The sequence below is a fragment of the Pseudomonas sp. VI4.1 genome, from assembly GCF_002029345.1.
GTDB lineage: Bacteria > Pseudomonadota > Gammaproteobacteria > Pseudomonadales > Pseudomonadaceae > Aquipseudomonas.
On the sequence record NZ_MULM01000115.1, the window covers coordinates 1 to 23,391 of the forward strand.

Here is a 23,391-nt window from a genome sequence, read left to right on the forward strand (position 1 = left end):
CATCTATTGAATGTGCCGCCGCCTTCGCCGGCAAGCCGGGCTCCTACAGGGGATCGGCGTCGTTCACGATTTCGTGTTCACAGAAGACCCCCTGTAGGAGCTGGCTTGCCAGCGAAAGCGGTCTGTCAGCTAGCACATCTATTGAATGTGCCACCGACTTCGCCAGCAAGCCGGCTCCTACAGATAATGGCCAGGGGATTCAGAACGCGTACTGCAACCGCGTGTAGTAGTACCCACCGGTAAAACCGAACGGCGAATAACTACCCCAGTTATCACCAAACGAAGAGTTCGGCACACCAATATGGTCAGGGTATTTATCAAACAGGTTCTGCGCACCCACAGCCACGGTCAGCTGTTTGTTGATCGCATACGCCACGTCGAGGTCGGTAATCCATTTCGCCGAATATTCGCGATCCAGGCTCGGATCGCTTGAGCTGTTGACCTCGGTGTACGTGCCATAACGGGTCAGGCGCAGGTTGACGTCGAAGTCGCGGATCGCCCAGTCGGCGGAGAAGATCATCTTGCTGCTGGGGGAGGTCTTGGTGAGCAACGCGCGGGACTGGCGGCCGAGTAATTGAAAGTTGCTGCCCAGGGCCGTGAGTTGCGACGGGGTTTCGTTGACGCTGAGAATTTGCGTGTGGTTGTAGTTCAACGCCGCGGTCCAGCGCACCGAGCCGAACCGGTTCAGGTCCTGCCGGTAATTACCGACCACATCGACCCCGGAGGTGCGAGTGTTGGCGCCATTGCTGAAGTACTGCGCCCCGGCCGTGGCGGGCACGCCGATGCTGTCGAGCAGGGCGGCGACGCCCGGGCCCTGGAAGCGTTCGCTGAGCACCAGGCGGTCACGCAGGTTGATCACGTAGCCGTCCACGGTCAGGCTCAGGTCTTCACTGGGGGTCAGGGCGAAACCGAGGCTGAAGTTGGTCGAGCGCTCGGGTTTCAACGACTCGGCACCCAGCGCCTGGGCGCCTGCCGAATCCACCGGCAGGATCACGTAGTTATAGGACTGGTAGACGCCATTGATGGTGTCGAACCCGGTCGAGCGCGCGGTGAAGATTTCGTTGGCCAGCGACGGTGCGCGAAAGCCATTGCTGATGGTACCGCGCAGCGAAAACACCGGGTTGAATTCGTAACGGGTGCTGAGCTTGCCGCTGCGGGTTGCGCCGACCCCTTCGTTGTAATGCTCATAACGTGCGGCCACCCCCAGGTACCACTGCTCGACCGGGTAGAAGCCCAGGTCGATGTAGCTGGCGACACTGTTGCGGCTGATCTTCTGCGCATCGTCCGGGGTGATGCCGTTGGTGACCTGGGCGCCCGGATCGGGGCGTTGCCCGGCACGGGGATGGCCGGCCGGGAACACGTAGCCACCGTCGATATACGAGGCTTGCGACCCCGCACGGGTCTCGTAGCTTTCACGTCGATGCTCGAATCCGAAGGCCACGTCCAGCGGCTTGGCCAGACCGATCTCGTAGCTGTTTTTCAGGTCCAAGTTGCTGGTCAGCTGATCGGCGATGTAAATGCCCGAGGTGAACTTGTTCGGGGTGTTTTCACCCAGCGACGGGTTCTGGTTGTTATAGGTCCGTTGCTTGGCGTAGTTGCGGCCATAGGTGCTGCTCAGGTCCCAGGCCCAGCCGCCGATATCGTCGCCCCTGGCCCCGAATGCGGACTGGAAGTCGGTTTCGTTGATCAGCCAGTACGGGCTGTAACCGTCGGGATAGCCGTTGGGGCCGGTGGTGATGGTGTTGCGTCCGCTCGGCAGGCGGAAGTTCTGGCCGTCGTTGTTTTCCCGGGTGGCCAGGGTCGAGAACGAATACAGGGTCACGGCATCGTTCAGCGGCAGGTCGAGGTTGTAGGCGACATCCGCCAACTGACTGCGCGGCAAGCCATAACCTTTGTAGGTGTGATGGCTGGACGTGGCTTCGCGCGGGTCGGGCGAGCCGTCGGCCAGTGGATAGTAATGCGAGCTGTAGCCGTTGCTGCCGGCTTTGTTGTCCCGTTCCTGGTAGCGGGTGTCGAGCGAGACGTTGAGCACGCCGGCCTCGCCGACTTCAAATCCGTAATTGAGCGCTTCCGTTCCGGTGCCGCGCTTGCCGTCGTAGTTCTGCCCCAGGGTGGTATCGGAACTGCCGCCGGTGGTTTGCTTGAGGATGATGTTGATCACCCCGGAGATCGCATCCGAACCGTACTGGGCGGCCGCGCCGTCACGCAGCACTTCGATATGATCGATCGACGCCACCGGGATCAGGTCCAGGTCGCTGGGCGCCGCGCCGCTGTTGATGCCGTTGATGTTCAGGGTGGCACTGGTGTGCCGGCGCTTGCCGTTGACCAGTACCAGCACATGGGACGCGGTCAGGCCGCGCAGGGTGGCCGAGCGCACCACGCCGCTGGCATCCCAGCCCGCGCGGTCGGGCAGGTTGAAGGAGGGGATGAATTTACTCAGCGCCTCCAGCAGGCTCGGTTTGCCCACCGAACGCAATTGTTCGCCGGTCACTACGTCTATAGGGGTCGGGCTGGTGGTCACGGTGCGTTGTTCGGCGCCCCGGTTGCCGGTGACGACCACGGTATTGAGGGTGGGAGCGCTGGTGTCGGCGGCTTCGACGTTGAACGAGGCGAGACCGCAGGCAATCGACAGTGGCAGTAGCAAGGGGTGGCAGGTTGGCGCTATTCGGCGCTCTAGGCGTTTGAGCATGAGGGTGAAGCTCCTGAAAGTCGGGTGATGTCCATGTCATTGCTTGCGCGCGGCGACAGCCTCGATTTCGACCAGGCCGCCGGGCAGCGGCAGGGCGACCACCTGAACTGCGGTGCGTGCCGGTTTGTTCGGTTGTGCGGCGCTACCGAAGAACGGCGTATAGCCTTCCTGCAACCCGGCAAAGTCGAGCTTGCCGCCCTTGGCCGGGTCGCCCACCAGGAACACCCGCAGTTGCACCACATCGCCCAGGTCCAGCCCTTGGCTCTGCAACACGCTTTTGAGCTTGTTGAGGATCGAGGTGGTCTGGGTTGCGGTATCGCCATAGGCGGCGAAGGAATCCTTGGCTGCTTTCGCGTCATGCAAGTCGGCGAGCAGGCCGCTGACGAACAGCAGGTCGGTTTGCGCCGGCACCGACACCGCCAGGGAAATCGGGAAATTCGAGTTGGGCAGGGCAATGCGTTTGATGTCGTCGGCGTGGCTGGTGAGGGCGGTCGCGGTCATGAGGAGTCCTGTGAGCAACGTCATGGTTTTCATCGTTCAATCCTTTAATTGACAAAGTCAGGCGGCAACGCCCGGTTGCTGGCGCTCGGCATGGCGGCCAATCAGCGAAACGATGCGCCGCGCCGAGTCGGCGGCGCTGTTCTGCCAGATGCCGACACCGCCATGGGCGAGGGCATCGCTGGCCAGATAGGTGCGGCCCTGAGGCTCGTTGAGGATGTGATAGGCGCTCTCGCCGACCTCGTCGTTGACGATCCACGGGCCTTTGCTGAAAGGCACCTTGGCCCAGTTGATCGCCACCGGTTTGTGCAACTTGGTGCTGTGCCCGGGATGCAACAGTTCCACGGCTTGCCGGGAGGAGGCGAACTGTTCGGCGAGGGATTTCCTGCTGAAGGCCTGGGCCGATTCGCTGGTGTTGTAGGCCGCGACCAGAATGCCCTGGGCACTGTTCAGGCGATCGCTGGGGTACCACAACCCTTTGACTTCATGGTCCAGGTAAGAGAGCCCGCCGTAGATGTTGAAGTCGGTTTCCCAGAACCGCGGCGATTGCCAGGCCACCTTGTTCGCCTGATCGCTCTGCGCGCTGAGAATCGCTTGCTTGAACGGCTGGCTGAAATTGCTCGGCAGTTTGGCCAGCAGCGGCAGGGGCACGGTGACGATGGCGTAGTCGGCGTTGAGGGTCTGGGTGGCGCCGCTCTTGCGATCCCGGTAGGTGATGCGGCTGCCAAGTTCTGCGGTCTGGATGTCGCTGACTTCGGCGTTGAAGCGCACCGCGTCCTTGAGCTGTTCATGGAACGCATGGGGAATCCGGTCCATGCCGCCAACCGGCTGGAACATGGTCGAGGAGAACTCGGGAATTTCATCGAACACCAGCGCTCCCCAGAGCTTGGGGTTGAGCAGGGTCTGCAGCTCGAGCGGCGCCCGGGTGATGCCGGTCTGGTCGCCGGCACCGGGCACGCGGGTGTAACCGGAGCGCACCGAACCCTTGTATTGCAAGTCGGCATTCAGGTCGCCGTAGACCTTGAGGAAATTCAACAGCGCCTGGCGGTCGTCGGCGCTTAGATCCTGGTCGAGGGCTTTGCGGCTGACGGTTCGCGCCAGCAGTTCGGACAGTTGCCCGCGAGTGTCGTTGACCGCCTGGCGCAGCTGGAACGCCGGCTTTTTCGGGTCCGGCAAGGCCAGGGCGTTGCGGCTGCTGTTGACCAGCACTTGCAGCTCTACGCCCAACTCGCGGCAGTAACCGAGGATCGTCTGGTGATGGCTGGGAATGCGCGCGGGGCCGGCGTTGAAAAACTGTCCGTCATCGAAGTCCACGGTCTGGCTGACGCCGTCGTCGAAATCGATCTTGCTGCCGCGACGCAGGGTCCAGTTGCGTCCGCCCACCCGCTCGCGGGCTTCGAGAATGGTCACGGTGAAGCCGGCCTTGCGCAGTTCGTAGGCACTGACCAGCCCGGAAATGCCGGCGCCGACCACCACCACATGCTTGCCTTTGCCACTGCTGCCCAGTTGCAGCGGGTTGAAACTTGCCGCCACGGCCTGAGGCGTCAGCCCCAGTGCGCCGAGGGCGCTGACAGCGGCGGAATAGCCACCGACGGCGGCAATACGGGAAATCAGTTCTCTACGGGTAAAAGCCATCGTGGTGCTCCTTGCATTCAAGCGCTATGGATTGCGGTGTAAGGGGTTTTGTGTTCAGGTCAGAGGTCGTAGCGCACCGACAACAACAGGGTTCGCGGGTCGTTGACGGAGTAGTAGCGGGCGCCGCTGGAGGGCACGTAGCCGACCGATTGCGGGTAGGCGCGGTCGAGCAGGTTTTTCACCGCGAGGGTGGTGGTCCAGTGACCGTCGCCGGAGATGTAGCGGGTGTTGGCGTTCCAGAAGGTCTGCTGGGGGACTTCCTGAATGTCGTCGTTCAGCGCATTGGCGTAGGACTTGGTCTGGAACTGCGCATCGGTACCGGCCAGCCAGGTGCCGGGCAATCCGGCCGGGATGGTGTAGTTGAGGCCGACGCTGGCGTTCCAGCGCGGCGAGAACACCAGCTGTTTGCCGTTGGCATCGACGCCGGCACCGCTGGCGTTTTCGAAGTCGTCGTACTGGCTTTGCAGGTAGCCGACGTTGGCGGTCAGTTGCAGGTCGCGGGTCAGTGCGGTCAGGGTTTCCAGCTCGACGCCGTAGGTATGGGCCTGGCCGACGTTGGTCCGCAGGCTGACGCCCAGCGCGGGGTCATAGGCGTTGGTCTGCAGGTCCTTGTAGTCGTTGTAGAACAGCGCGAGGTTGGCGCGCAGGCGCTGGTCGAAGAAGTCACCCTTGAAGCCGGTTTCCCAAGTGGTCACGTCTTCCGGGGAGAACGCCTGTTCGGCCGCGGCCTGGGTCGGCGCGCGGTTGTCGTAGCCGCCGGCCTTGAACCCCTTGGCCACGTAGGCGTACTGGTTCAAGTGCGGTGTCCAGGCGTATTCGAAGCCGAGTTTCGGGCTGGTGGACTGCCAGGACTTGCTCGAATCGGCGCTGAAGTTGGTCCCGGTGATCTGCCGATCGGTGGTAATGCCGTAGTTGTTGTAGTCGAAGTTCTTGTGCTCGCGGGTAAAGCGCAGCCCGGCGATCAGCGCCAACCGCGGCGTGATTTTGTAGCTGCCCTGGCCATACAGCGCATAGCTTTCGGTGTTGGTGGTGCTGTATTGGCCCTGGCCGATCACCCGGTTGCGCGCGACGGAGTAGGTGAGGTTGTCGCGGTCGGCCTGGAATTTTTCGCGGTACAAGTACAGGCCGGTGCTGAAGCTGAACTTTTCGTAGTCGCCGTTGAGCTGGAATTCCTGGGTGGCGTAGTCCTGCTTGTAGGTGATCAGGTTGTTCTGGATCAGGGCGGCCTGACCTGAGTTGTCGTAGTCCACCGGCTGATTGAACGCCGAATAGGCGGTCACCGATTTGAAGTTCAGGTTGTCATCGATGGCATAGATCGCGCGCAACACCGAGCTGCCTTGATCGAGGCGATTCTTCGGGTTGAGGCTGCTGTAGCTCTTGAATTTGTCGAAGTGGCCGTCGGCGTCGAACGGCGTGTAGCTGGTGGTATCGCCACGGTCGAAGGTGCCTGCAAGCGTCAGCTGCACATCCCACGGCGAGTCGTCGGGCTTGTAGCGCAGTTTGCCGCGGTAGGACTGGATGTCGACATTGTTCACATCCTGGCCGCGGGTCGGGTTGGAAACGGTGCCGTCCCGGGTCAGGCGAATCGCCGAAAAACTGCCGAACAAGGCGTGGTCCACCAGCGGGCCGCTGATCAGCAGGCGGCCGTTGCGGGCCTTGTAGTCGCCGGCGCCGAGTTCGAAGAAACCGCGGGTTTCCTGGGTCGGGTCGCGGGTGATCACACGGATCGCGCCAGCGCTGCTATTGCGTCCGTAGAGGGTGCCTTGGGGGCCGCGCAGGACCTCGACGCGCTCGACGTCGTTGAAGTCGAGCATCGAGGAAATCGCCCGCGGGATGTACAGGTCGTCGGCATAGACCGCGACGGCCGCTTCCTGGATCGGGTCGGTCTCGCCGATGCCGCGAATCCCGTAGGTTTGGGCGCTGTAGGAGATCGACTGACGACTCAGGGTCAGATTCGGCACCTGCCCGGAGAGGTCGCGAATGCTCTTGATTTGCTTGTCGTCGAGGGCTTTTTCGTCGAACGCGGAAATCGCCAGCGGGGTCTTTTGCAGGTCTTCGCTGTGGTGTTCAGCGGTGACGGTCACAACAGGCAGGGCACCATCCTTGGTGTTTTCGTCGGCGTGGGCCGACAAGCCGAACAGCGCCAGCGATACCGCCAGCGTCAGGCGATTTGAACGGAAAGTGTTGTGCATGGTGAGCCCCAGGTGTGTAAGTGCGGCGTTGGCGTCGTTATGTTTTTTTTTAGGCAAAGCGTTGCCGGGACCAGGGTTCGAAAGCCATGGCGGTGGCGGCTTGAGCCGGATTCAGGGTTGGGTTGTCGCGATTGACCGTGGAGTGGTGTCGGCCGGAAAAACGTGCAGTTCCGTGGGCCTCCACCTGGTCAGGGGTCGGTGATGGTTGTAACAATATTTGTATAATAAGGCGCTGTAAAAGTCCGATTAGTTATAAGGTAATTATAAAAAATAAGCATTAAGTGTCTTATGTAAATGCGTAAAGCTGATGTTGTTTTCAGCAGTCCCGCCCACCCCTTCAAGTCTAAACATACAAGCGAGACCGGGCTTGCCGGCGAAAGCGGTGTATCAGGCAACATCAATGTCGACTGGCACTCCCTCTTCGCCGGCAAGCCGGTCTCGCTCCCACATGGATTGCGTGTTCTTCAATACCCGCGCTGTACGTCCGCTTGATTCTCCAACGCCAGGCCATTGAGGTGGCGCTCCAGATTGGCCAGGAAACTGTCGGCAATTTCGTGGCGACTGTTGCTGGAAATCGCCGAAGTATGGGGCGACAGGCGAACCCGTGGATGAGCATAAAGCGGGTGACCGTCCGGCAAGGGCTCGGGTTCGGTGACGTCCAGCGAGGCCAGGCCGATGCTCCCGCTGTCCAAGGCTTCCAACAGTGCCCCATGGTCGAGCAGGCCACCCCGGGCGATGTTGATCAGGTGCAGGCCGGGTTTGGCGCTGGCCAGTACGGCACTGTCGACGATGTGCCGGGTCGAGGCGGTCAGGGGCGCGGCCAGCACCAGTTGATCGGCGCGGGCAAACAGGTCATGGATATCCCGCGCCGCCTCCACGCCTTCTACCTCGAACGGCGCCTGGCTCTGACGCAACGCCAGCACCTTGATCCCCAGGGCATTGGCCTTGGTCGCGAGGCTACGGCCAATGGCGCCGAAGCCGAGAATCCCCAGGGTAGTGCCCTTGAGCGGTGTCAGGGCGGTGAAATTCCATTGCGAGTCGTGCACCCAGATGTCCGGCAAACGCTTGGCCGCGGCGAAGATCGCGGCCAGGGCGAACTCGGCGATGTTCTCCGCGGCGCTGCCGCGCGAGGTACTCACCGGTGGGCCGTTGAACAGCCATTTCGGGTAGAAGTCGATGCCTGAAGACACCACCTGAATCCACTTCAACCCATAAGGCCAACCCGGTGGCGGCGTGTCCGGCGCCTGGTAGCCACGCACATTGATCGGCCGCGCCAGCAGGATGCCGACCTCGACCGGCAGATCGCTGGGCACCCCGGCCGGCACGCTGATAACGCGGGCCCCCGGGTGGGTTTGAGTGAGGCGCTGGCGGATCACTTCGTTGAAATCTTCATCCAGCTGGCTGGCGATGACGAGCTGGCTCATGGGCGTTCCTTGGGCTGGGATGGGGGCTGGCGCTGGGCGAAGACCGCTTTGCCGACACCTTGCAGGACGGCGTCGTTTTGCGGGGTGTGAACCCGGCTGCAGAGCACGTCGCGATAATGTCGTTGCAGCGGATTGTTGCGTGACAGGCCCGGATTACCGGAGGCCTCGATGGCCAGTTCGACGGCGCGGATGGCGTTGCCGGTGACCAGGTATTTCAGTTGCGCCGCGTGACTGGCCGGCGTGTGGCCCTCGGCGGCGGAGTCGAGCAGGCTGCGGTTGGCGAACAGCAGGGTGTCGATGTGGCCGACGGTTTCCTGAAAGCGTGGCAGGGTCGACAGCGCCGCACCGAGGTTCGACGGCGCGCGGTTTTCCAGCCAGCCCACCAGCCAGTCGCGGGCGGCCTGGGCGACACCGTCGTAGACCGATGACAGCAACACCGACATCCACAGGAAGCCATCGCCATCGAGCTCGGGTTGCGGCGCGCTCCAGCGGCTGACGCTGACGGCGTGATCAGCGGCACCAGCACGTTGTCGAACACCACTTCATGGCTGCAGGTGGCGCGCATGCCCAGGTGGTCCCAATCCTCGATGATGCTGATGCCCGGCGTGTCCTTGTGCACCAGCCAGGCGCCGACCAGCGGGTCTTCATCGCTGCTGCGCGCCCAGACGCTGAACCAGCTCAGGCCATGGCTGCCGGTGGAGTAGATTTTCCGCCCGCTGATGCGCCAGCCCGCCGCGGTACGCCTGGCGATGGTCGCCGGCAGGCCGCCACGGGCCGGGGTGCCGAGGTCGGGTTCGACGCGCAAGGCGTTGATCAGCGCACCGTTCTCGACCGCATCCCGGGCCACCTGCTGGCGCATCGCGTCGGGCCAGCTTTGGCTGTCTTGCAGTCGTGAGTGCTGCAGGTATTGCATCACCAGGATCAGGGCGGTGGAGGGCTCGCCCTTGGCGATGGCGCTGATGGCCTTGCGTGCCTGTGCCAGGTTCGCGCCGCCACCGCCCAGGGCTTTGGGCACGGTCAGCGCGACCAGGCCGTGTTCGTGCAACAGCTTGAAGTTGTCATGGGGAAAGGCGCCGCTCTCGTCATACAGGTGGGCCGTGGCGGCCAGCTGCGCGCCGATGTTTTCGAGCAGGGCTTCGAATTGGGCCACTTCGACGGATCGCAGGGGTGGTGAATGTTGGGAAGAAAGACTCATGGTGGATTCACTCGATCAAAAAAGCGTGAGAGCCGGTATCTGTTCATGTACGACATAGCCCCCTGTAGGAGCCGGCTTGCTGGCGAAAGCGGTGGGTCAAACACCATCGATGTGGCCTGATCCACCGCCTTCGCTGGCAAGCCAGCTCCTACAGGGGGCAGTGTTGTTCATACCTTTTGTGTAAGGCCTCATGGCTCACAACGGCAACAACGGAAAATTCTTGTCCCATAACGGGCTGACATCGAGCCGTTCGCTCAACACGCCCGCATCGAAGAACAGATCGGCAACCTCCTGCTGCGAAGCAATGGCCTGATCGTTCACGGCAATGATTTTCGACGCCTGGCTACGGCTGTTGTACATGTCGAGAAACACCGCCTTGTCCACCCCGAGCAATTGCGCCGATTTTGCGGCCCAGGGCTCGGGGTTGTCGTTGATCCATTCCAGCGTGCGGGCCTGGCGCTGCAGGTAGTCCTGGATCGCCTGCTTGCGCAACGGGTCTTCCAGGGCGGCGGGGCGGGCGGCGATCAGGTAGTTGCCCGACAGATAACCCAGGGCGGTTTTCAGCACCCGGGCGCCACTGCGGAATTTCGCCAGCTGGATAAACACGCCATAGATCACCCAGGCATCGAGCTGGCCACTCTGGAAAGCACTGAAACCATCCTGGGGCGTGAGCGCCACCGGGGTGATGTCCTTCAGGGTGAGGCCTTGCTCCTTCAGGGCCTTGATCAGGAAATAGTGCGAAGTGGTGGAGCGCACGTAGCCGACCCGTTTGCCGCGCAATTGCGCCACCGATTCCAGGGTCGAGTCCTTGGGAATGAGGAACACCTGGTTGTTCACATCGCCTTGCAGCACCGCGATCAGCCGCGGTTGGCGATGGCTCTGGATCGAGAAGATCGGTGGAATCTCGCTCATGCCGCCGACGTCCAGACTGCCCGAAGCCAAGGCTTCGACGATCAGGTTACCGCCGGCGAATTCCGAATAATCGACCTTGTAGGGGGTATTGGCAGTGCCGGCGTCTTCGCTGAAATAGGAGTCCTGCCCCCGGTAAGTGGCGACCCCCAGGGTCAGGTCCGAGAGCCTGTTGGCCTGGGCGAATGCACGCGGCGCCAGTCCCAGGGAAGACAGCCCCAATGCGCCAAGGGCGATGGAACTGGCCGTGAGGAAGCCGCGACGATTGAACTGTCCCTGTGTGATCTTTTTCGTCATGGTCAGGCTCTTGTCAAATGGCGAGTTGCAAGGGTGTTTGTCCCAGCAGCTGTTCGACCGCGCGCAACACGGGACCGGCTTCGGTGCGCACCAGCCAGTCGGGGCTGACTTCGGCGAAGGCCACCGTGCCGTCCCGGGCGATGACGACTACAGCAGGCTGCGGCAATTCCCAGGTACCGGTGCCGGTGGTTTCGCCGATGCCATTGCCCTTGGCCAATGCCGCTTTGCGCGAGGCTTCATCGAAGCTGTAGAGAATGCCCAGGCGCCGGCCGAGGCTGTTGTCCGGGTCACTGGCCACTTGCAGTCCGAGGTTATGGCGGGTCTTGATCTCCACCAGCTTTTGCGGCACCTGCGGGCTGACCGCCACCAGCGGCACACCCCGCGCCTGCAGGTGCGGATAGAGATGGCGCTGGTAATAGGGCAGGGCAATGTTGCAGGCCGGGCAGCCGGCGAAGCGGAAGAAAATCAGCACCGCCGGACCGTTGGCTAGCAACTCGTCGCGGCTCAGGCTGCCGCCTTCGACCTTCAACAGGGCGAAGGGCGCGAGCGAATCGCCGGCCCTGACGAAGTCGTCGACCCGGGCTTCGTCCACCAGGCGTTGACGTTGATCGATATTGACTTGCAGGGCTGCCGGCTCCCAGCTCGCCACACGTTCGGCATGCAGGTTTGCCAACAGGCGGTTGAGGGATTCGCTCATGCCAGTGCCTCGCTTTTTTCTTCGATAGGGGGGCTCGCGTGACGGTTGGCCGGTACCTCGAGGCCGAGGTTGTCGCGCAGGGTGCTGCCGCTGTATTCATCGCGAAACAGACCGCGCTGTTGCAGGAGGGGCACCACCAGTTCAGTGAAATACTGCAGGCCATCGGGCAATAGCGAGTTGATGATGAAACCGTCCGCAGCACCCTGTTCAAACCAGGTCTGCAGGGCATCGGCCACCTGTTCCGGCGTGCCGACGAAATCACGCCGCGGCCGAGAGAAGCGCAGGGCAACTTCGCGCAAGGTCAGGCCTTCTTCCCGGGCAAGCTGCTTGATCCGGTCCGAGCCGCCTTTCTGGCTGTTGGAGCCCAGGTCACCCAGCTCGGGGAAGGGCGCATCCAGCGGGTATTGGCTGAAGTCATGGTCGTTGAACGGCCGGCCGAGGGCGACGATGGCATCCTCGATGGTCACCAGTTCCACCGCTTGCCGATAACGGCTTTCGACTTCCGCTTCATCACGCCCGACGATCGGGCGGATGCCCGGCAGGATCGACAGCTTCTGCGCCTCCCGACCGAAACCGCTGGCTCGTTGTTTCAGGTCCTGATAGTAAGCGCGGGCTTCGTCGAAGGACTCGGGGCTGACGAAAATCGCATCGGAGTTTTCAGCGGCGAAATTGCGTCCTGCCTCGGAGGTGCCGGCCTGGAAAATCACCGGTTGACCTTGCCGGGAACGGGCGATGTTCAGCGGGCCTTTCACCGAGAAGAATTCACCCTTGTGCTCCAGGGCGTGCAACTTGCCAGGCGTGAAGAACTCGCCGCTCTGCTTGTCGTAGGCGAAGGCGTCGTCTTCCCAGGAATCCCACAGGCCCTTGACCACGGCGACGTGCTCCTTGGCGATGCGGTAGCGCACGGCATGCGGCGGGTGCTCGGCTTTGCCGAAGTTGTCGGCGGTGCCGCTGAGCCAGGACGTCACCACGTTCCAGCCGGCGCGACCGCCGCTGATGTGGTCCAGGGACGCAAACTGCCGGGCGACCTGGAAGGGTTCGGTGTAGCTGACGGTGACGGTCGCGACCAGGCCGATGTGACGGGTGGTGGCGGCCAGGGCCGAGAGAATGGTCAGCGGCTCGAAGCGATTGAGGTAGTGCGGGCTGGACTTTTCATGGATGTGCAGGCTGTCGGCGATGAACACGAAGTCGAACTTCGCCGCCTCGGCCAGTTGCGTTTGTTGCTTGTAGAAATCGAAGTTCACGCTGGCATTGGCCACGGCCTGCGGATGGCGCCATTCGCCCCAGCCATGGCCGACGCCATGGACCATCGCTCCGAGTTTCAGTTGGCGTTGTTTGCTCATGGTTCTACTCCTGGATCAGTCGCATCGTTAGCGCGATGCCTGGTTGAGTTGGGCACGCTTGGCGTTGAAGCTCTTGTCGAAACCTTGGGAAACGTCGATGTGTTTGGTGAGAATGCCTTCTTCCTGATAGATGTCCGCGGTGGTCTGCAGGCCGCTGATGACCTTATCGTCGATGTCTACCGGTTCCATGTGGGTGCCCTTGGCCACGGCGACATGCACCGCCAGCGGCAGGCCGGTCACTCGCGCCTGGGCGGCGGCATATTCCTCGGGGTGGGCGTTGGTCCAGCGGTAGGCGCGATCGACCCGGGCGACGAAGTCTTCGAGTTGCTGGCGTTTGCCGGCGATGGCCTGGCTGGTGGCGGCCAGGTACAAATGGTTGGTCAGCAGGGTTGCGCCACTGGCCAGGACCTTGGCCTGATTCTGGGTGGTGGAAATGGTGGTGTACGGATCCCAGGTCGACCAGGCGTCGGCACTGCCGTTATCCAGCAGGATGCGCGACTCGCTCGGCAACAAGTAGATGAACTGCACGTCGCTGGTGCTCAGGCCGACGCTGCGCAAGGCCTTGATCGCCAGGAAGTGGCCGATGGAGCCACGGGTGGTGACGATCTTCTTGCCCTTGAGATCGCTGGCGTTGTTCAGCGGCGAATCCTTGGGCGCGAGGATCGCGGTGGTGTAGCGTCCCTCGGCATGCACGATGCTGACCACCTTGATCGGTGCACCGGCGCCGAGGGCGAACACGTAGGGCGCATCCCCCAGGGCGCCGATGTCCACGGCACCGGCATTCAGTGCTTCGCCCAGTGGGGCGGCGGCCGGGAATTCGGAGAACTGGATGTCGTAGGGCAGATTCTTCAGCTCGCCGGAGACCTCCAGCAGTACCTTGATCGAGGACTTCTGATTGGCCACCAGCAGCGGTTGAAGGTCGGCGGCGTGGCTGAATGTGGTGCAGCCCAAGGTGCAGAACAGGCTCAACAACAGGGGTTTTATTGACATGGGAAACTCCAGGCAGGTTGTTGCGCTTCGTATTGCCTCCGCCTGGAGAAGGGGTCGGTCTGTGGTTGACGTTATCTCTATAAAAAGCCGCTGTGAAATTCTTTATGGTTATAAGCTAATTATTAAGTTACCTGATTATGTACCTAATAATTATTAATTAAATGCATTTAAGGTCATGTCGAAGATCATCAACTCCAGCACGGAACCTGTGGGAGCGGGCTTGCTCGCGAAGGCGGTGTGTCAGACAGCGATGATGTCGACTGACACTCTTTTCGCGCGAGCAAGCCCGCTCCCGCAGGTCCCCAGTGGATGATCTACCTCGGCGGGCAGTGCCCTCAGAAGTTGTAAGCCAACCGCGTGTAGTAATAGGCCCCGCCAAACCCGAACGGCGAGAACTGGCCGTATTTATAGCCTCCGGCCCAATCCTGGATGCCGTTCTTGTCCGGGTACACGTTGAACAGGTTGTTGGCCCCCAGCGCCACCGTCAGGTGTTTGCTCAGGTCGTAGGCCACGTCCAGGTCGGTAATCCACTTGGCGCTGAACTTGCGATCGTTCACCGGGTTATTGTCGCCTTCGATGTAACTGCCAAAGCGGGTGACGGCCAGGTTCAGGTTGTAGTCCGTGACTTTCCAGTTCGCCGCCAGGATCAGTTTCGATTGCGGCGTGGCGACGGTCAGGTCCTTTTGCAGGCGCCGGTCGAACAGCTGGTAGCCCGAACCCAGGCCGCTCAGTTCTGGCGGGTTGTCCTGGAGTTTCTCGATCTTGGTCTGGTTCCAGTTATAGGCCGCGCTCCAGCGGATCTGGCCGTATTCGTCCAGCTGCTGGCGGTATTCGTTGATGATGTCGATGCCCCGGGTGCGGGTGTCGACGGCGTTGGTGTAGTACTGGGCAAACAGGCCGGGGGACAAGCCGTTGGCGGCGAGAATTTGCGAGACCGCCGGGCCGCCCAGCAGGCTGGTGGAGACGATGCGGTCACGAATGCCGATCTGATAGAGGTCGGTGGTCAGGCGATAGTTTGGCGTGGGCTCGTAGGTGAAGCCGAAACTGTAGTTCAGGGACTTTTCCGGCTTGAGCTTTTTCGCGCCCAGGGCCTGGGCCTCGGTGGTGTCCACCGGCAAAACCTTGACCGGCACCGAGACCTGCTGGCCGTTGACCACGCCGCCAGAGGTGAAGGTCGAGGAGGCGTAAATGGTTTGCGCCAGGGACGGTGCGCGAAAGCCGTTATTGATCGTGCCGCGCAGGGCGAAGGCGTCGGTGAACTGGTAGCGGGTGGAGAACTTGCCGCTCCAGGTGCTGCCGATGTCCTGGGTGTAACGCTCATAGCGCGCCGCCACGCCGACGTACCATTTGTCCGTCACATCCAGCCCCAGGTCAACATAGCTGGCAACGTTGCTGCGACTGATTTCCCCAGCGTCGGCGGGGCTGGTGCCGTTATAGGACGCGAGGCCGGGCAGCGGTGTCCTGCCGGCAAACGGCCCGCTCGGGATGACGTAGTTGCCGGGAGTGTAGGACGCATAGTCGCCGGGCTCGATCTGGTATTTCTCCCAGCGGTACTCGAAGCCGAACGAGGTTTGCAGCGGGTTTTTCAAGCCAATGTCGAAGCCGCGAGTGAAGTCGAGGTTGTTGGTCCACTGATCGAAAATCTGCGAAGCGAGATGGAACGAGGTGGGGCTGGTCGGTCCCCAGGACGGGTTGAGGGTATTGCTGGCATTGAGCGTCGAGTCGTCCTCGCCCCAGGTCGAACTGGCGTCATAGTGCCAGCCGCCGACCTCGCCTTTGAATCCACCGGCCACCTGAAAGTCTTTGGTGCGGTTGTGACGCTGGGCATGGATGCCGTCGGGGTAGGGAGTATTGGGGTCGCCGGCCAGGGAGTAGATATCGTTGGGCCGATAGTTACCCGTGATCTTGGTGGTTTCCATGTAGCTGGCGGTGGAAAAGGAATAGAACGTCAGGTCATCCTGGATCGGCAGTTCGAGGTTGTAGCTGGCATTGGTGACCTTTTCTCGGCCCAGCCCGTAACTGGGGTTCCAGCCGTGGCGATTGACAGTCTGGTCGCGACTGTCGGGGAAACCGGGCAACGAATAGAGGTTGCCGGTGGCACTGCCGGAGCGGTCAAAGGGTTCCTGGGTCTTGCTGTCCAGCGCCAGGTTGGCGAAGCCGTCGTTGGGCAGCGCCAGGCCGTAGTTGATCGTCTGGTGCACGGTGTCGCCATCGCCGCTGCCGTAGCGGCCGAACGAGGTCTCGGCGCTGCCGCCGCTGTCGTTTTCCTTGAGGATGATGTTGATCACCCCGGCGATGGCGTCCGAACCATATTGCGCGGAGGCACCGTCGCGCAGCACCTCGATGTGATCGATCGCCGACACGGGAATCAGGTCGAGGTTGACCGGCACCGCCGCCGTGCCGATCCGCGCCAGGTTGTTGATCAGCGCCGTGTTGTGTCGCCGTTTGCCGTTGACCAGCACCAGTACCTGGTCGCCGGACAGGCCGCGCATGGTCACCCCGCGCACCGACCAGGAAGTGCCGCCGCCATTGATCGCCGGCAGGTTGAAGGAGGGCAGCAGGCGCGCGAGCAATTCCTTGAGGCCGACCTTGCCGCTGGCCTGCAATTGTTCGGCGCTGATCACATCGATCGGCGAGGGACTGTCGGTGATGGTGCGTGGCTGGCTGCCGCGGTTGCCGGTGACCACCACCGTGCTCAGGGTTTTGTCCGGTTCAGCGTTCTCTGCATGAGCCTGGATGCTGGCGGCCAGCAGGCTGAAGGCGGCGGCCGCGTAGTAATCGTACTTCACTCGGGGGCTGTATGAGCTCATGACGCGACTTCCTGAAAGATTGCACGCACAGGCGAACCCCTTCGCGAGGGTTCGCGAATAGCAGGGGTTGCCAGGTATTGCTGTAGGAGCCGGCTTGCTGGCGAAGACGGAATGTCAGTCAATACATGTATTCCACTGACACACCGTCTTCGCCAGCAAGCCGGCTCCTACAGGTTTGCCATCCTTAATCGATGGCATGTTTGAGGCAGATCAGGCCGCGTTGGCGCGTCTTACCCGATGAGGAATGTCGTCATAAGCGATCAGCACCCGTTCCATGCGGCGCGGGTAATCGCCGTAGTTGTAGACCGGGTAGTGCAGGGTCGAACGGTTGTCCCAGAACGCCACCGAGTTTTCCCGCCACTTGAAGCGCACCTGATGTTCGGGCTTGTTGAACTCCAGCAGCAGGCGATTGATCAGTTGCTTGCTCTTTTCCGGCGTCCAGCCGATCACCGAAGGGTTCTGCGAGAAGTTGATGAACAGGCCGTCTTCGCCAGTTTCCGGATGGGTGCGCACCAACGGGTGGGCCAGGATCGGGTAGTCGTAGCCGACCTTGTCCAGCGACGACTTGAAGTCGTGGACCACATGCAGGTCATCGATTTCTTCGCGCAACTCGTCGGGCAAGGCGCGATAGACCGCGGCGGTGTCGGCCCACAGCGTGTCGCCGCCGACCGGGGGCAAATCGACCGCCCGGAGTATGGCGCCGAGGGTCGGCTGCAACAGCCAGCTGGTATCGGTATGCCAACGGCCGCTGATCCTCGGGCCATACAGTTTGCGTTCGTCCTGGGCTTGAATCAGATGCGCTTGCGGTTGCGTCGGGTCGTTTTGTTGGGTGGTGGGGTGAACATAGAGCTCACCGAACTCGCGCGCGAAAGCAATCTGCTGTTCGGTACTGATGGCCTGGTCGCGGAAGAAAATCACTTTGTGTTCGAGCAGCAAACCGCGCAGTTCGTCGCGCAGCGCCGGGGTCAGCGGTTGGCGCAGATCGATGCCGGCGATTTCCGCGCCGATGGTCGGTTCCAGGCGGGTGACCTGCAGTGTGTTGGTGGCGTGTGAAGGGGCGTGGTGCAAGACAGCAGACATGATGTGAATCCTCTCGATTATGGGTTCAGCCTCCGCCTGGAGAGGGGTCGGATGTGTGTAGGAGCGAGCTTGCTCGCGAAGGTCGTGAACGATAACGCGTAAAACCAGATGCCCGGCGGCTCTCTTGGTGTTCTCGCGAGCAAGCTCGCTCCCACAGATACAAAGGCCGCCGGAAGCCGGCGGTTAGATCACAAAAAAGCCATGGGTGCCGTCGCGGGCCAGTTGCTCGACCAGTCCGAACTCCCAGTCCAGATAGGCTTGCATCGCTTCGCGGGGATTATCTGTGCCCTCGTAGGGACGGCGATAGCGGTCGATGCGCGGGGACGCCAGGTGAGTCTCGCCTTCCTCCAATGGCCGTTGCGCGGCGATCCAGCTGGCGGTGCCGCCACCCAGCAAAAACACCGCCTTGCCGGTCAGCGCCTCGACCTCGGCAACCGCCAGGCGTGCCAGCTGGCTGCTGCCACAGGTCAGCACGTAGCGTTGCGCCGTCGGCACCTTCGCCAAGGCGTCGCACAGTTGCCCGCGCAGCACCCACCAGGCGCCGGGGATATGGCGTTTGACGTAATTGGCGCTGCTGGTGAAATCGAGCACGGCGGTGTCGCCATGGGTCAACCAATCGGCCAGGGTCTCGGGGCTGATGGCCTCGGCTTGCTGCGGTGCGGGGACCGGTGCCTGCCAGGCACCTTTCTCGCTGAAGTGCGCTGGCAGCAGGTCATCCAGTACGTGCACTTCCCAGCCCAGTTGCGCGAGCCAGGACGCCGACATGTTGGCGCGCACGCCATCGTCGTCGACCAGCACCAGCGCGCGCCGCGCACACTGGCGAAGTGGTCGGTTTCCTGCACCAGCTGGCCGCCCGGTGTCGAGCGGGCCGAGGGCAGGTGCCCGGCTTCGAATTCTTCCGGCGTGCGCACATCGAACAGGTAGGTGCTGCGTGCCGGTTCCTGTTGCCAGCGTTGCAGGTCAGCCAGGGTCGCGCGGCCCACCAGGGCCTTGTCGGCGACGCGACGGGCATCGCCGGCAGCGATTTGTCGATGTTCCTCGCTGGTCGGGGCGAAGCGGCGCGACTGGCCGTGCTGCAGTTTTTGACCAGCGAGAGTCCAGCCGATGGTGCCGTTGCGCAAGGCTGACACCGGGTTGGCGATGCCGGCATTGATCAGCGACTGGGTGCCGATGATGCTGCGGGTGCGCCCGGCGCAATTGACAATGATGCGCGTCGCCGGGTCCGGTGCCAGTTCCCGGGCACGCAGCACCAGTTCCGCTCCCGGTACGCTGATGCCGGTGGGAATGCTCATGGTCTGGTATTCATCGAAGCGCCGGGCGTCGAGCACTACCACGTCCGCCTCGCTGTCGAGCAGCGCCTGCACCTCTTCCGCCGCCAGGGACGGTGTGTGGCGCTGGCTTTCCACCAGTTCGCCAAAGGCCTTGCTCGGCACGTTGACGTCGATGAACAGCTCGCCGCCGTTGATGCGCCAACCTTCCAGACCCCCTTCGAGCAGGCTGACCCGGCTATAGCCAAGGTCCTGCAAACGCTGGGCAGCGATGTTCGCCAGGCCTTCGCCATTGTCGTAGACGGTCACTTGGGTATCACGCCGGGGAATCCGCGAATACACCTCAAGCTCAAGTTTCGACAACGCAATGTTGGCCGCGAACAGTGGATGGGCCTCCGCGAAGGGGGCTTCTTCGCGCACATCCACCAGCGCCAGTTCTTCATGGTTCAGCAGGGCCTGGCGGATCTCGGAGTAGGAGCGGACAGGTGCAATGCTCATAGGGCTTGGCTCTCTTTGGACAAATCCCAGATATTGGGGAGAAAGGCGTTGGAATAACCTGAGATAAACAATTTCTCGCTGCCGTCGGGCTGGTAAACCGCGCGACGCACGGCACCGATGTTGGCGCCATAGACATGGATGCTGATCGAGACCTGATCGTCGAAGGCATTGCTGACTTGATGAATGTCGCCGATCTTCGGCGACACCGCCTCGACCTGCCCCGGCACCAGCTGTATCCGCCGGCCTTCGGGCACCAGGCTGCCGTCAGGGTTACGGGCGAACCCTTGCGAGTACTCCGAACCGCGCAACATGCCGATCAGGCCCCAGACCCGATGATCATGGATGGGCGTGCGTTGTCCCGGTCCCCAGACAAAACTGACGATACTGAAGCGCTGCCGTGAATCGGCATGCAGCAAATATTGTTGATAACGCTCTGGGTCCGGTTGGGCAAAATCGTCCGGCAGCCAGTCGTCATGGCTGACCAGTTGCGCGAGCAGCTTGCCGCCGCGATGCAGCAGATCACCCTCGCGGGGGTTGCCGTCGATCAATTCCGCCAGGGCGCCTATGAATGCTCTGAGTCTCTCCGGGTGTCGGGCCTGGGTCATGGCGATTTCCATTGTTCGTTCTGAAAGTTGACCTTTTGATTTAAGCATAATGTTTTAGATCAATATGCGATTATTTAATGATTAGGTTATAGCCGAAAGGAATTAATAACCCGGTGCATGATCTGAGACGCCAGTGAACAGGGCAGGGGAATACAGCGGGCTATCCAGATCCCGACAATAGAACTATGCTTTTCAGACATCTTATCGACTGTTCTCTATGTGCGGGCCAAATGAAAATTGATGATATCGATGCCTTTGTCGAAGTGATTCGTTGCCAGTCCATCAGCCATGCCGCCGAGTCGTTGCAACTGACCCAGCCGGCCATCACCCGGCGCGTGCAGAACTTTGAGCAGGCGTTGGGCGTGGAGCTGTTCGACCGCAACACCAAGCCACTCAAGCCCACCCTGATCGGGACACGGGTGTATGAACAGTGCCGATTGATCCTGCGGGAAATGGATGCATTGCGCGAACTGGTGGCTACCGATGCACCGCCCTCCGGGTTGTTGCGCCTGGGCGTTCCACAAACCATCGGTGATGTGGTGCTGCTCGACGCACTCAAGCATCTGCGCCTCGAATACCCCGACTTGCGGGCGCAGGTGGCCACGGGCTGGGGCAGTCAACTGGTCGGCAAGATCGAGCGCGGGGAGCTGGACGCGGCGGCGGCGCTGTTCCCGGCGGGCAAGATTTTCCCGGACAACATTGTCGGCGAGTCGATCGGCAAGATGGAGCTGGTGGTGGTCTGCGCCAAGGCTCAAATGCCCAAGCGTCCCTGCAAACTGGCCGACGTCTACCAGAGTGGCTGGATTCTCAACCCCGATGGCTGCGGCTTCCGTGCCGGCTTGCAACGCACCCTGTCGGACCAGGGCCTGGCCCTGCGGGTCAACCTGGAAACCTTCGGTACCGAGTTGCAGCTGGGCCTGGTGGCTGACGGCCTGGGACTGGGATTGGTTCCGCGTCCGTTGCTGGAGCGCAGCGCGCATTTCGATCAGCTGGCGGTGATGCCGCTCAAGGATTTCAAGCCGGTGATGGATTTGTGGCTGATCTATCCGCATTTCCTCGGCAACCTGCAGGGGCCCGTCGACGCCTTCGGCAAACTGGTCGCCGGCTCATTGCAGAAGATCAAGAGCGCGGCGTGAAGGAGGGGGGCGGATATAATAAAAAAAAATAATAATTAGCTTAGATTAAAATGTGCTTTTTATTATTTTTTGCCTTGCCATAGGCTTGCTGGAGACCTTAAGGCCATCCAGGAAGTTTTGCCATGAGCAGCGTCAGTCCGTTATCCAGCGTCTCGAACAATGTTCGCCAGCGCGTCAGCCCCGAAGAATGGGAAGTGCGCGTCAAACTGGCCGCGGCCTATCGGCTGGCGGCCCTGTTCAAGTGGACCGACCACATCTACACGCATTTTTCCGCGCGGGTGCCGGGGCCGGACGAGCATTTCCTGATCAATGCCTTTGGGTTGTTGTTCGATGAAATCTCCGCCTCCAACCTGATCAAGGTGGATATCGACGGCACCCTCGTCGACGACCCGACGGGGCTGGGCATCAACTACGCCGGCTACGTGATCCATAGCGCCATTCATGGCGCGCGGCCGGATCTGCAAGCGGTGCTGCATACCCATACCCGCGACGGCATCGCGGTGTCCGCCCAGCGTGACGGCCTGTTGCCGATCTCCCAGCACGCCATCGGTTTCTCCGGGCGCGTGGCTTATCACGGTTACGAAGGCGTGGCATTGGACCTCGACGAGCGTGAGCGCCTGGTGGCTGACCTGGGGGATAAAAGCGTGTTGATCCTGCGCAATCACGGGCTGTTGACCGCGGGCATCAGTGTCGAGCATGCGTTCCAGCAGCTGCACGGTCTGGAGCGCGCCTGCAACATCCAGATCGCGGCGCAGGCTGGCGGCAATGCCGAATTGATCTTCCCGCCGGCCGAGGTGGTGGCCAAGGTCGAGAAGCAGGCCGAGGTGTTCAAAAGCGGGGATGGACCGGGCGTGGCGCGGCATTGGAATGCGCTGATCCGGCAGTTGGAGCGCACGGATATCGAGTACAAGAACTGAGTCCAAATGTAGGAGCCGGCTTGCCGGCGAAAGCGGTCTGTCAGTCAACATCTCTGCTGAATGTGCCGCGGCCTTCGCTGGCAAGCCAGCTCCTACAGGGGGTTGCGGCGAATACAAAATCTGTGAACGACAGCGATCAAAATGTGGGAGGGGGCTTGCTCGCGAAAGCGGTGGGTCAGTCAGGATCTGTGTTGAGTGTACCGCCGTCTTCGCGAGCAAGCTCGCTCCTACAGGGTCTGCGGTGGACACAATCCTTGTGAACACCCACATTTAACAGTCAGTGTTTTCAGGCCACCTTTTCCACTGCTTGCCGTTCACGCTCCGCCACCAATTGGCGGGTCAGCGGGATCAGGCGTTTGCCGTAGTCGATGGCATCTTCGAGCGGGTCGAAGCCGCGGATCAGGAAGGTGGTGATGCCCAGGTCGTAATAGTCCAGCAGGGCTTCGGCGACTTGTTCCGGGGTGCCCACCAGTGACGTCGAGTTGCCTTGTGCGCCCAACAAACCGGCAATCCCGGTCCACAGGCGCTTGTCCAGGCGCGAGCCCTGAGCGGCGGCCGCCAACAAGCGTCGGGAACCTTCGTTCGGTGGTTCGCGACGGACAAAGCCGGTTTCACCCCACAACGCATACACATCCGCGTGCTTGCCCGCGACCTCGATGGCCGCCGTCGACGAGCCGCCGAAGTACAGCGGGATGTGCGGCTGTTGCGGCGACTTCACCGCCGAGTGCGCGCCTTCGACCTGGTAATAAGTACCCTGATAGTCGAAAGGCTTGTCACTGGTCCATTCCTGACGCACCACAGCGAGGTATTCATCGGTACGCGCATAACGCTTGTCCTTGCCGATATAACTGCCATCAGCCCGTAATTCGCCATCATCGCCCCCGGTGATGATGTGCACGGCGGTACGTCCGCCATTGAACACATCCAGGGTGGCGAACTGCCGCGCGGCCAGGGTTGGCGCAACGAACCCCGGCCGATGGGCGATGAGGAACTTCAGGTTTTTCGTCACGCTGGCGGCATGCGAGGCAATCAGCGTGCTATCCGGGCTGTTGGAGTGGAAGGCTACCAATGCGCGATCGAAACCGGCCTCGTCATGGGCGCGAGCGACTTTTTCCACGTACTCGGGTTGCAGGACAGGGCCACTGCGGGGATGGATTTCCGAAGAATGATGGCCGCCGATGTAACCGATGAATTCAATGCTCATGGTG

Annotated in this window: 15 protein-coding genes and 2 pseudogenes; 2 read left to right on the forward strand and 15 right to left on the reverse strand. The window is 61.8% G+C overall.

The window, feature by feature from the left end; genetic code table 11:
- Nucleotides 1–199: 199 nt before the first annotated feature.
- From BZ163_RS06995 to BZ163_RS07060, 14 genes and pseudogenes are all read right to left on the reverse strand, one after another.
- Entirely contained in the window at nucleotides 200–2,689 is a 2,490-nt protein-coding gene (locus BZ163_RS06995) for a TonB-dependent siderophore receptor (protein WP_128870329.1), read from the reverse strand.
- Nucleotides 2,690–2,725: 36 nt separating this feature from the next.
- Nucleotides 2,726–3,223 (reverse strand): RidA family protein, encoded by a 498-nt coding sequence (locus tag BZ163_RS07000; protein ID WP_128870330.1) that lies wholly within the window; start codon nucleotides 3,221–3,223, stop codon nucleotides 2,726–2,728.
- A 24-nt stretch (nucleotides 3,224–3,247) separates the two neighbouring features.
- Nucleotides 3,248–4,822, reverse strand: coding sequence for an FAD-dependent oxidoreductase (locus tag BZ163_RS07005; protein WP_128870331.1), 1,575 nt, complete (start codon nucleotides 4,820–4,822; stop codon nucleotides 3,248–3,250).
- Nucleotides 4,823–4,881: 59 nt separating this feature from the next.
- Entirely contained in the window at nucleotides 4,882–7,014 is a 2,133-nt protein-coding gene (locus BZ163_RS07010) for a TonB-dependent receptor (RefSeq protein WP_128870332.1), read from the reverse strand.
- Nucleotides 7,015–7,478: 464 nt separating this feature from the next.
- On the reverse strand, nucleotides 7,479–8,438 hold the full coding sequence (locus BZ163_RS07015) for a D-isomer specific 2-hydroxyacid dehydrogenase family protein (protein ID WP_128870333.1): 960 nt from the start codon (nucleotides 8,436–8,438) through the stop codon (nucleotides 7,479–7,481).
- A pseudogene (locus tag BZ163_RS07020) lies at nucleotides 8,435–9,633 on the reverse strand (acyl-CoA dehydrogenase family protein). The gene BZ163_RS07015 and the pseudogene BZ163_RS07020 overlap by 4 nt, the downstream one beginning before the upstream one ends.
- A 195-nt stretch (nucleotides 9,634–9,828) precedes the next feature.
- Nucleotides 9,829–10,839, reverse strand: a complete 1,011-nt coding sequence (locus tag BZ163_RS07025) for an ABC transporter substrate-binding protein (protein WP_128870334.1) — start codon at nucleotides 10,837–10,839, stop codon at nucleotides 9,829–9,831.
- Between the two features lie 13 nt (nucleotides 10,840–10,852).
- Entirely contained in the window at nucleotides 10,853–11,536 is a 684-nt protein-coding gene (locus BZ163_RS07030; protein WP_128870335.1) for a peroxiredoxin-like family protein, read from the reverse strand.
- Nucleotides 11,533–12,879, reverse strand: coding sequence for an LLM class flavin-dependent oxidoreductase (locus tag BZ163_RS07035; RefSeq protein ID WP_128870336.1), 1,347 nt, complete (start codon nucleotides 12,877–12,879; stop codon nucleotides 11,533–11,535). Before BZ163_RS07035 ends, BZ163_RS07030 begins: the two co-directional genes overlap by 4 nt.
- Before the next feature lie 27 nt (nucleotides 12,880–12,906).
- Entirely contained in the window at nucleotides 12,907–13,869 is a 963-nt protein-coding gene (locus tag BZ163_RS07040; RefSeq protein ID WP_128870337.1) for an ABC transporter substrate-binding protein, read from the reverse strand.
- A 335-nt stretch (nucleotides 13,870–14,204) separates the two neighbouring features.
- Complete coding sequence (locus BZ163_RS07045) at nucleotides 14,205–16,679, reverse strand: TonB-dependent siderophore receptor (RefSeq protein ID WP_128870338.1); 2,475 nt, start codon at nucleotides 16,677–16,679, stop codon at nucleotides 14,205–14,207.
- A gap of 210 nt (nucleotides 16,680–16,889) precedes the next feature.
- Nucleotides 16,890–17,759 (reverse strand): TauD/TfdA family dioxygenase, encoded by an 870-nt coding sequence (locus BZ163_RS07050; RefSeq protein WP_128870339.1) that lies wholly within the window; start codon nucleotides 17,757–17,759, stop codon nucleotides 16,890–16,892.
- Between the two features lie 183 nt (nucleotides 17,760–17,942).
- Nucleotides 17,943–19,525: pseudogene (locus tag BZ163_RS07055) on the reverse strand (rhodanese-related sulfurtransferase).
- On the reverse strand, nucleotides 19,522–20,130 hold the full coding sequence (locus BZ163_RS07060; protein ID WP_128870340.1) for a cysteine dioxygenase: 609 nt from the start codon (nucleotides 20,128–20,130) through the stop codon (nucleotides 19,522–19,524). Before BZ163_RS07060 ends, BZ163_RS07055 begins: the two are co-directional and overlap by 4 nt.
- A gap of 230 nt (nucleotides 20,131–20,360) precedes the next feature.
- Here BZ163_RS07060 and BZ163_RS07065 point away from each other — a divergent pair, with 230 nt between their 5' ends.
- Nucleotides 20,361–21,266 carry a LysR family transcriptional regulator gene (locus BZ163_RS07065; RefSeq protein WP_128870341.1) on the forward strand — a complete coding sequence of 302 codons (906 nt, stop codon included), beginning with the start codon at nucleotides 20,361–20,363 and terminating at the stop codon, nucleotides 21,264–21,266.
- Nucleotides 21,267–21,388: 122 nt separating this feature from the next.
- Nucleotides 21,389–22,183 (forward strand): class II aldolase/adducin family protein, encoded by a 795-nt coding sequence (locus BZ163_RS07070; protein ID WP_128870342.1) that lies wholly within the window; start codon nucleotides 21,389–21,391, stop codon nucleotides 22,181–22,183.
- Nucleotides 22,184–22,469: 286 nt separating this feature from the next.
- On the opposite strand, the gene BZ163_RS07080 is transcribed toward BZ163_RS07070, so the two are convergent.
- Nucleotides 22,470–23,387, reverse strand: coding sequence for an LLM class flavin-dependent oxidoreductase (locus tag BZ163_RS07080; protein ID WP_128870343.1), 918 nt, complete (start codon nucleotides 23,385–23,387; stop codon nucleotides 22,470–22,472).
- Nucleotides 23,388–23,391 lie beyond the last annotated feature (4 nt).

Coding starts and splice junctions, on each gene's coding strand:
- BZ163_RS06995 (WP_128870329.1), bottom strand. CDS start 2,689: ATGCTCAAACGCCTAGAGCGCCGAATAGCGCCAACCTGCCACCCCTTG.
- BZ163_RS07000 (WP_128870330.1), bottom strand. CDS start 3,223: ATGAAAACCATGACGTTGCTCACAGGACTCCTCATGACCGCGACCGCC.
- BZ163_RS07005 (WP_128870331.1), bottom strand. CDS start 4,822: ATGGCTTTTACCCGTAGAGAACTGATTTCCCGTATTGCCGCCGTCGGT.
- BZ163_RS07010 (WP_128870332.1), bottom strand. CDS start 7,014: ATGCACAACACTTTCCGTTCAAATCGCCTGACGCTGGCGGTATCGCTG.
- BZ163_RS07015 (WP_128870333.1), bottom strand. CDS start 8,438: ATGAGCCAGCTCGTCATCGCCAGCCAGCTGGATGAAGATTTCAACGAA.
- BZ163_RS07025 (WP_128870334.1), bottom strand. CDS start 10,839: ATGACGAAAAAGATCACACAGGGACAGTTCAATCGTCGCGGCTTCCTC.
- BZ163_RS07030 (WP_128870335.1), bottom strand. CDS start 11,536: ATGAGCGAATCCCTCAACCGCCTGTTGGCAAACCTGCATGCCGAACGT.
- BZ163_RS07035 (WP_128870336.1), bottom strand. CDS start 12,879: ATGAGCAAACAACGCCAACTGAAACTCGGAGCGATGGTCCATGGCGTC.
- BZ163_RS07040 (WP_128870337.1), bottom strand. CDS start 13,869: ATGTCAATAAAACCCCTGTTGTTGAGCCTGTTCTGCACCTTGGGCTGC.
- BZ163_RS07045 (WP_128870338.1), bottom strand. CDS start 16,679: ATGAGCTCATACAGCCCCCGAGTGAAGTACGATTACTACGCGGCCGCC.
- BZ163_RS07050 (WP_128870339.1), bottom strand. CDS start 17,759: ATGTCTGCTGTCTTGCACCACGCCCCTTCACACGCCACCAACACACTG.
- BZ163_RS07060 (WP_128870340.1), bottom strand. CDS start 20,130: ATGACCCAGGCCCGACACCCGGAGAGACTCAGAGCATTCATAGGCGCC.
- BZ163_RS07065 (WP_128870341.1), top strand. CDS start 20,361: ATGAAAATTGATGATATCGATGCCTTTGTCGAAGTGATTCGTTGCCAG.
- BZ163_RS07070 (WP_128870342.1), top strand. CDS start 21,389: ATGAGCAGCGTCAGTCCGTTATCCAGCGTCTCGAACAATGTTCGCCAG.
- BZ163_RS07080 (WP_128870343.1), bottom strand. CDS start 23,387: ATGAGCATTGAATTCATCGGTTACATCGGCGGCCATCATTCTTCGGAA.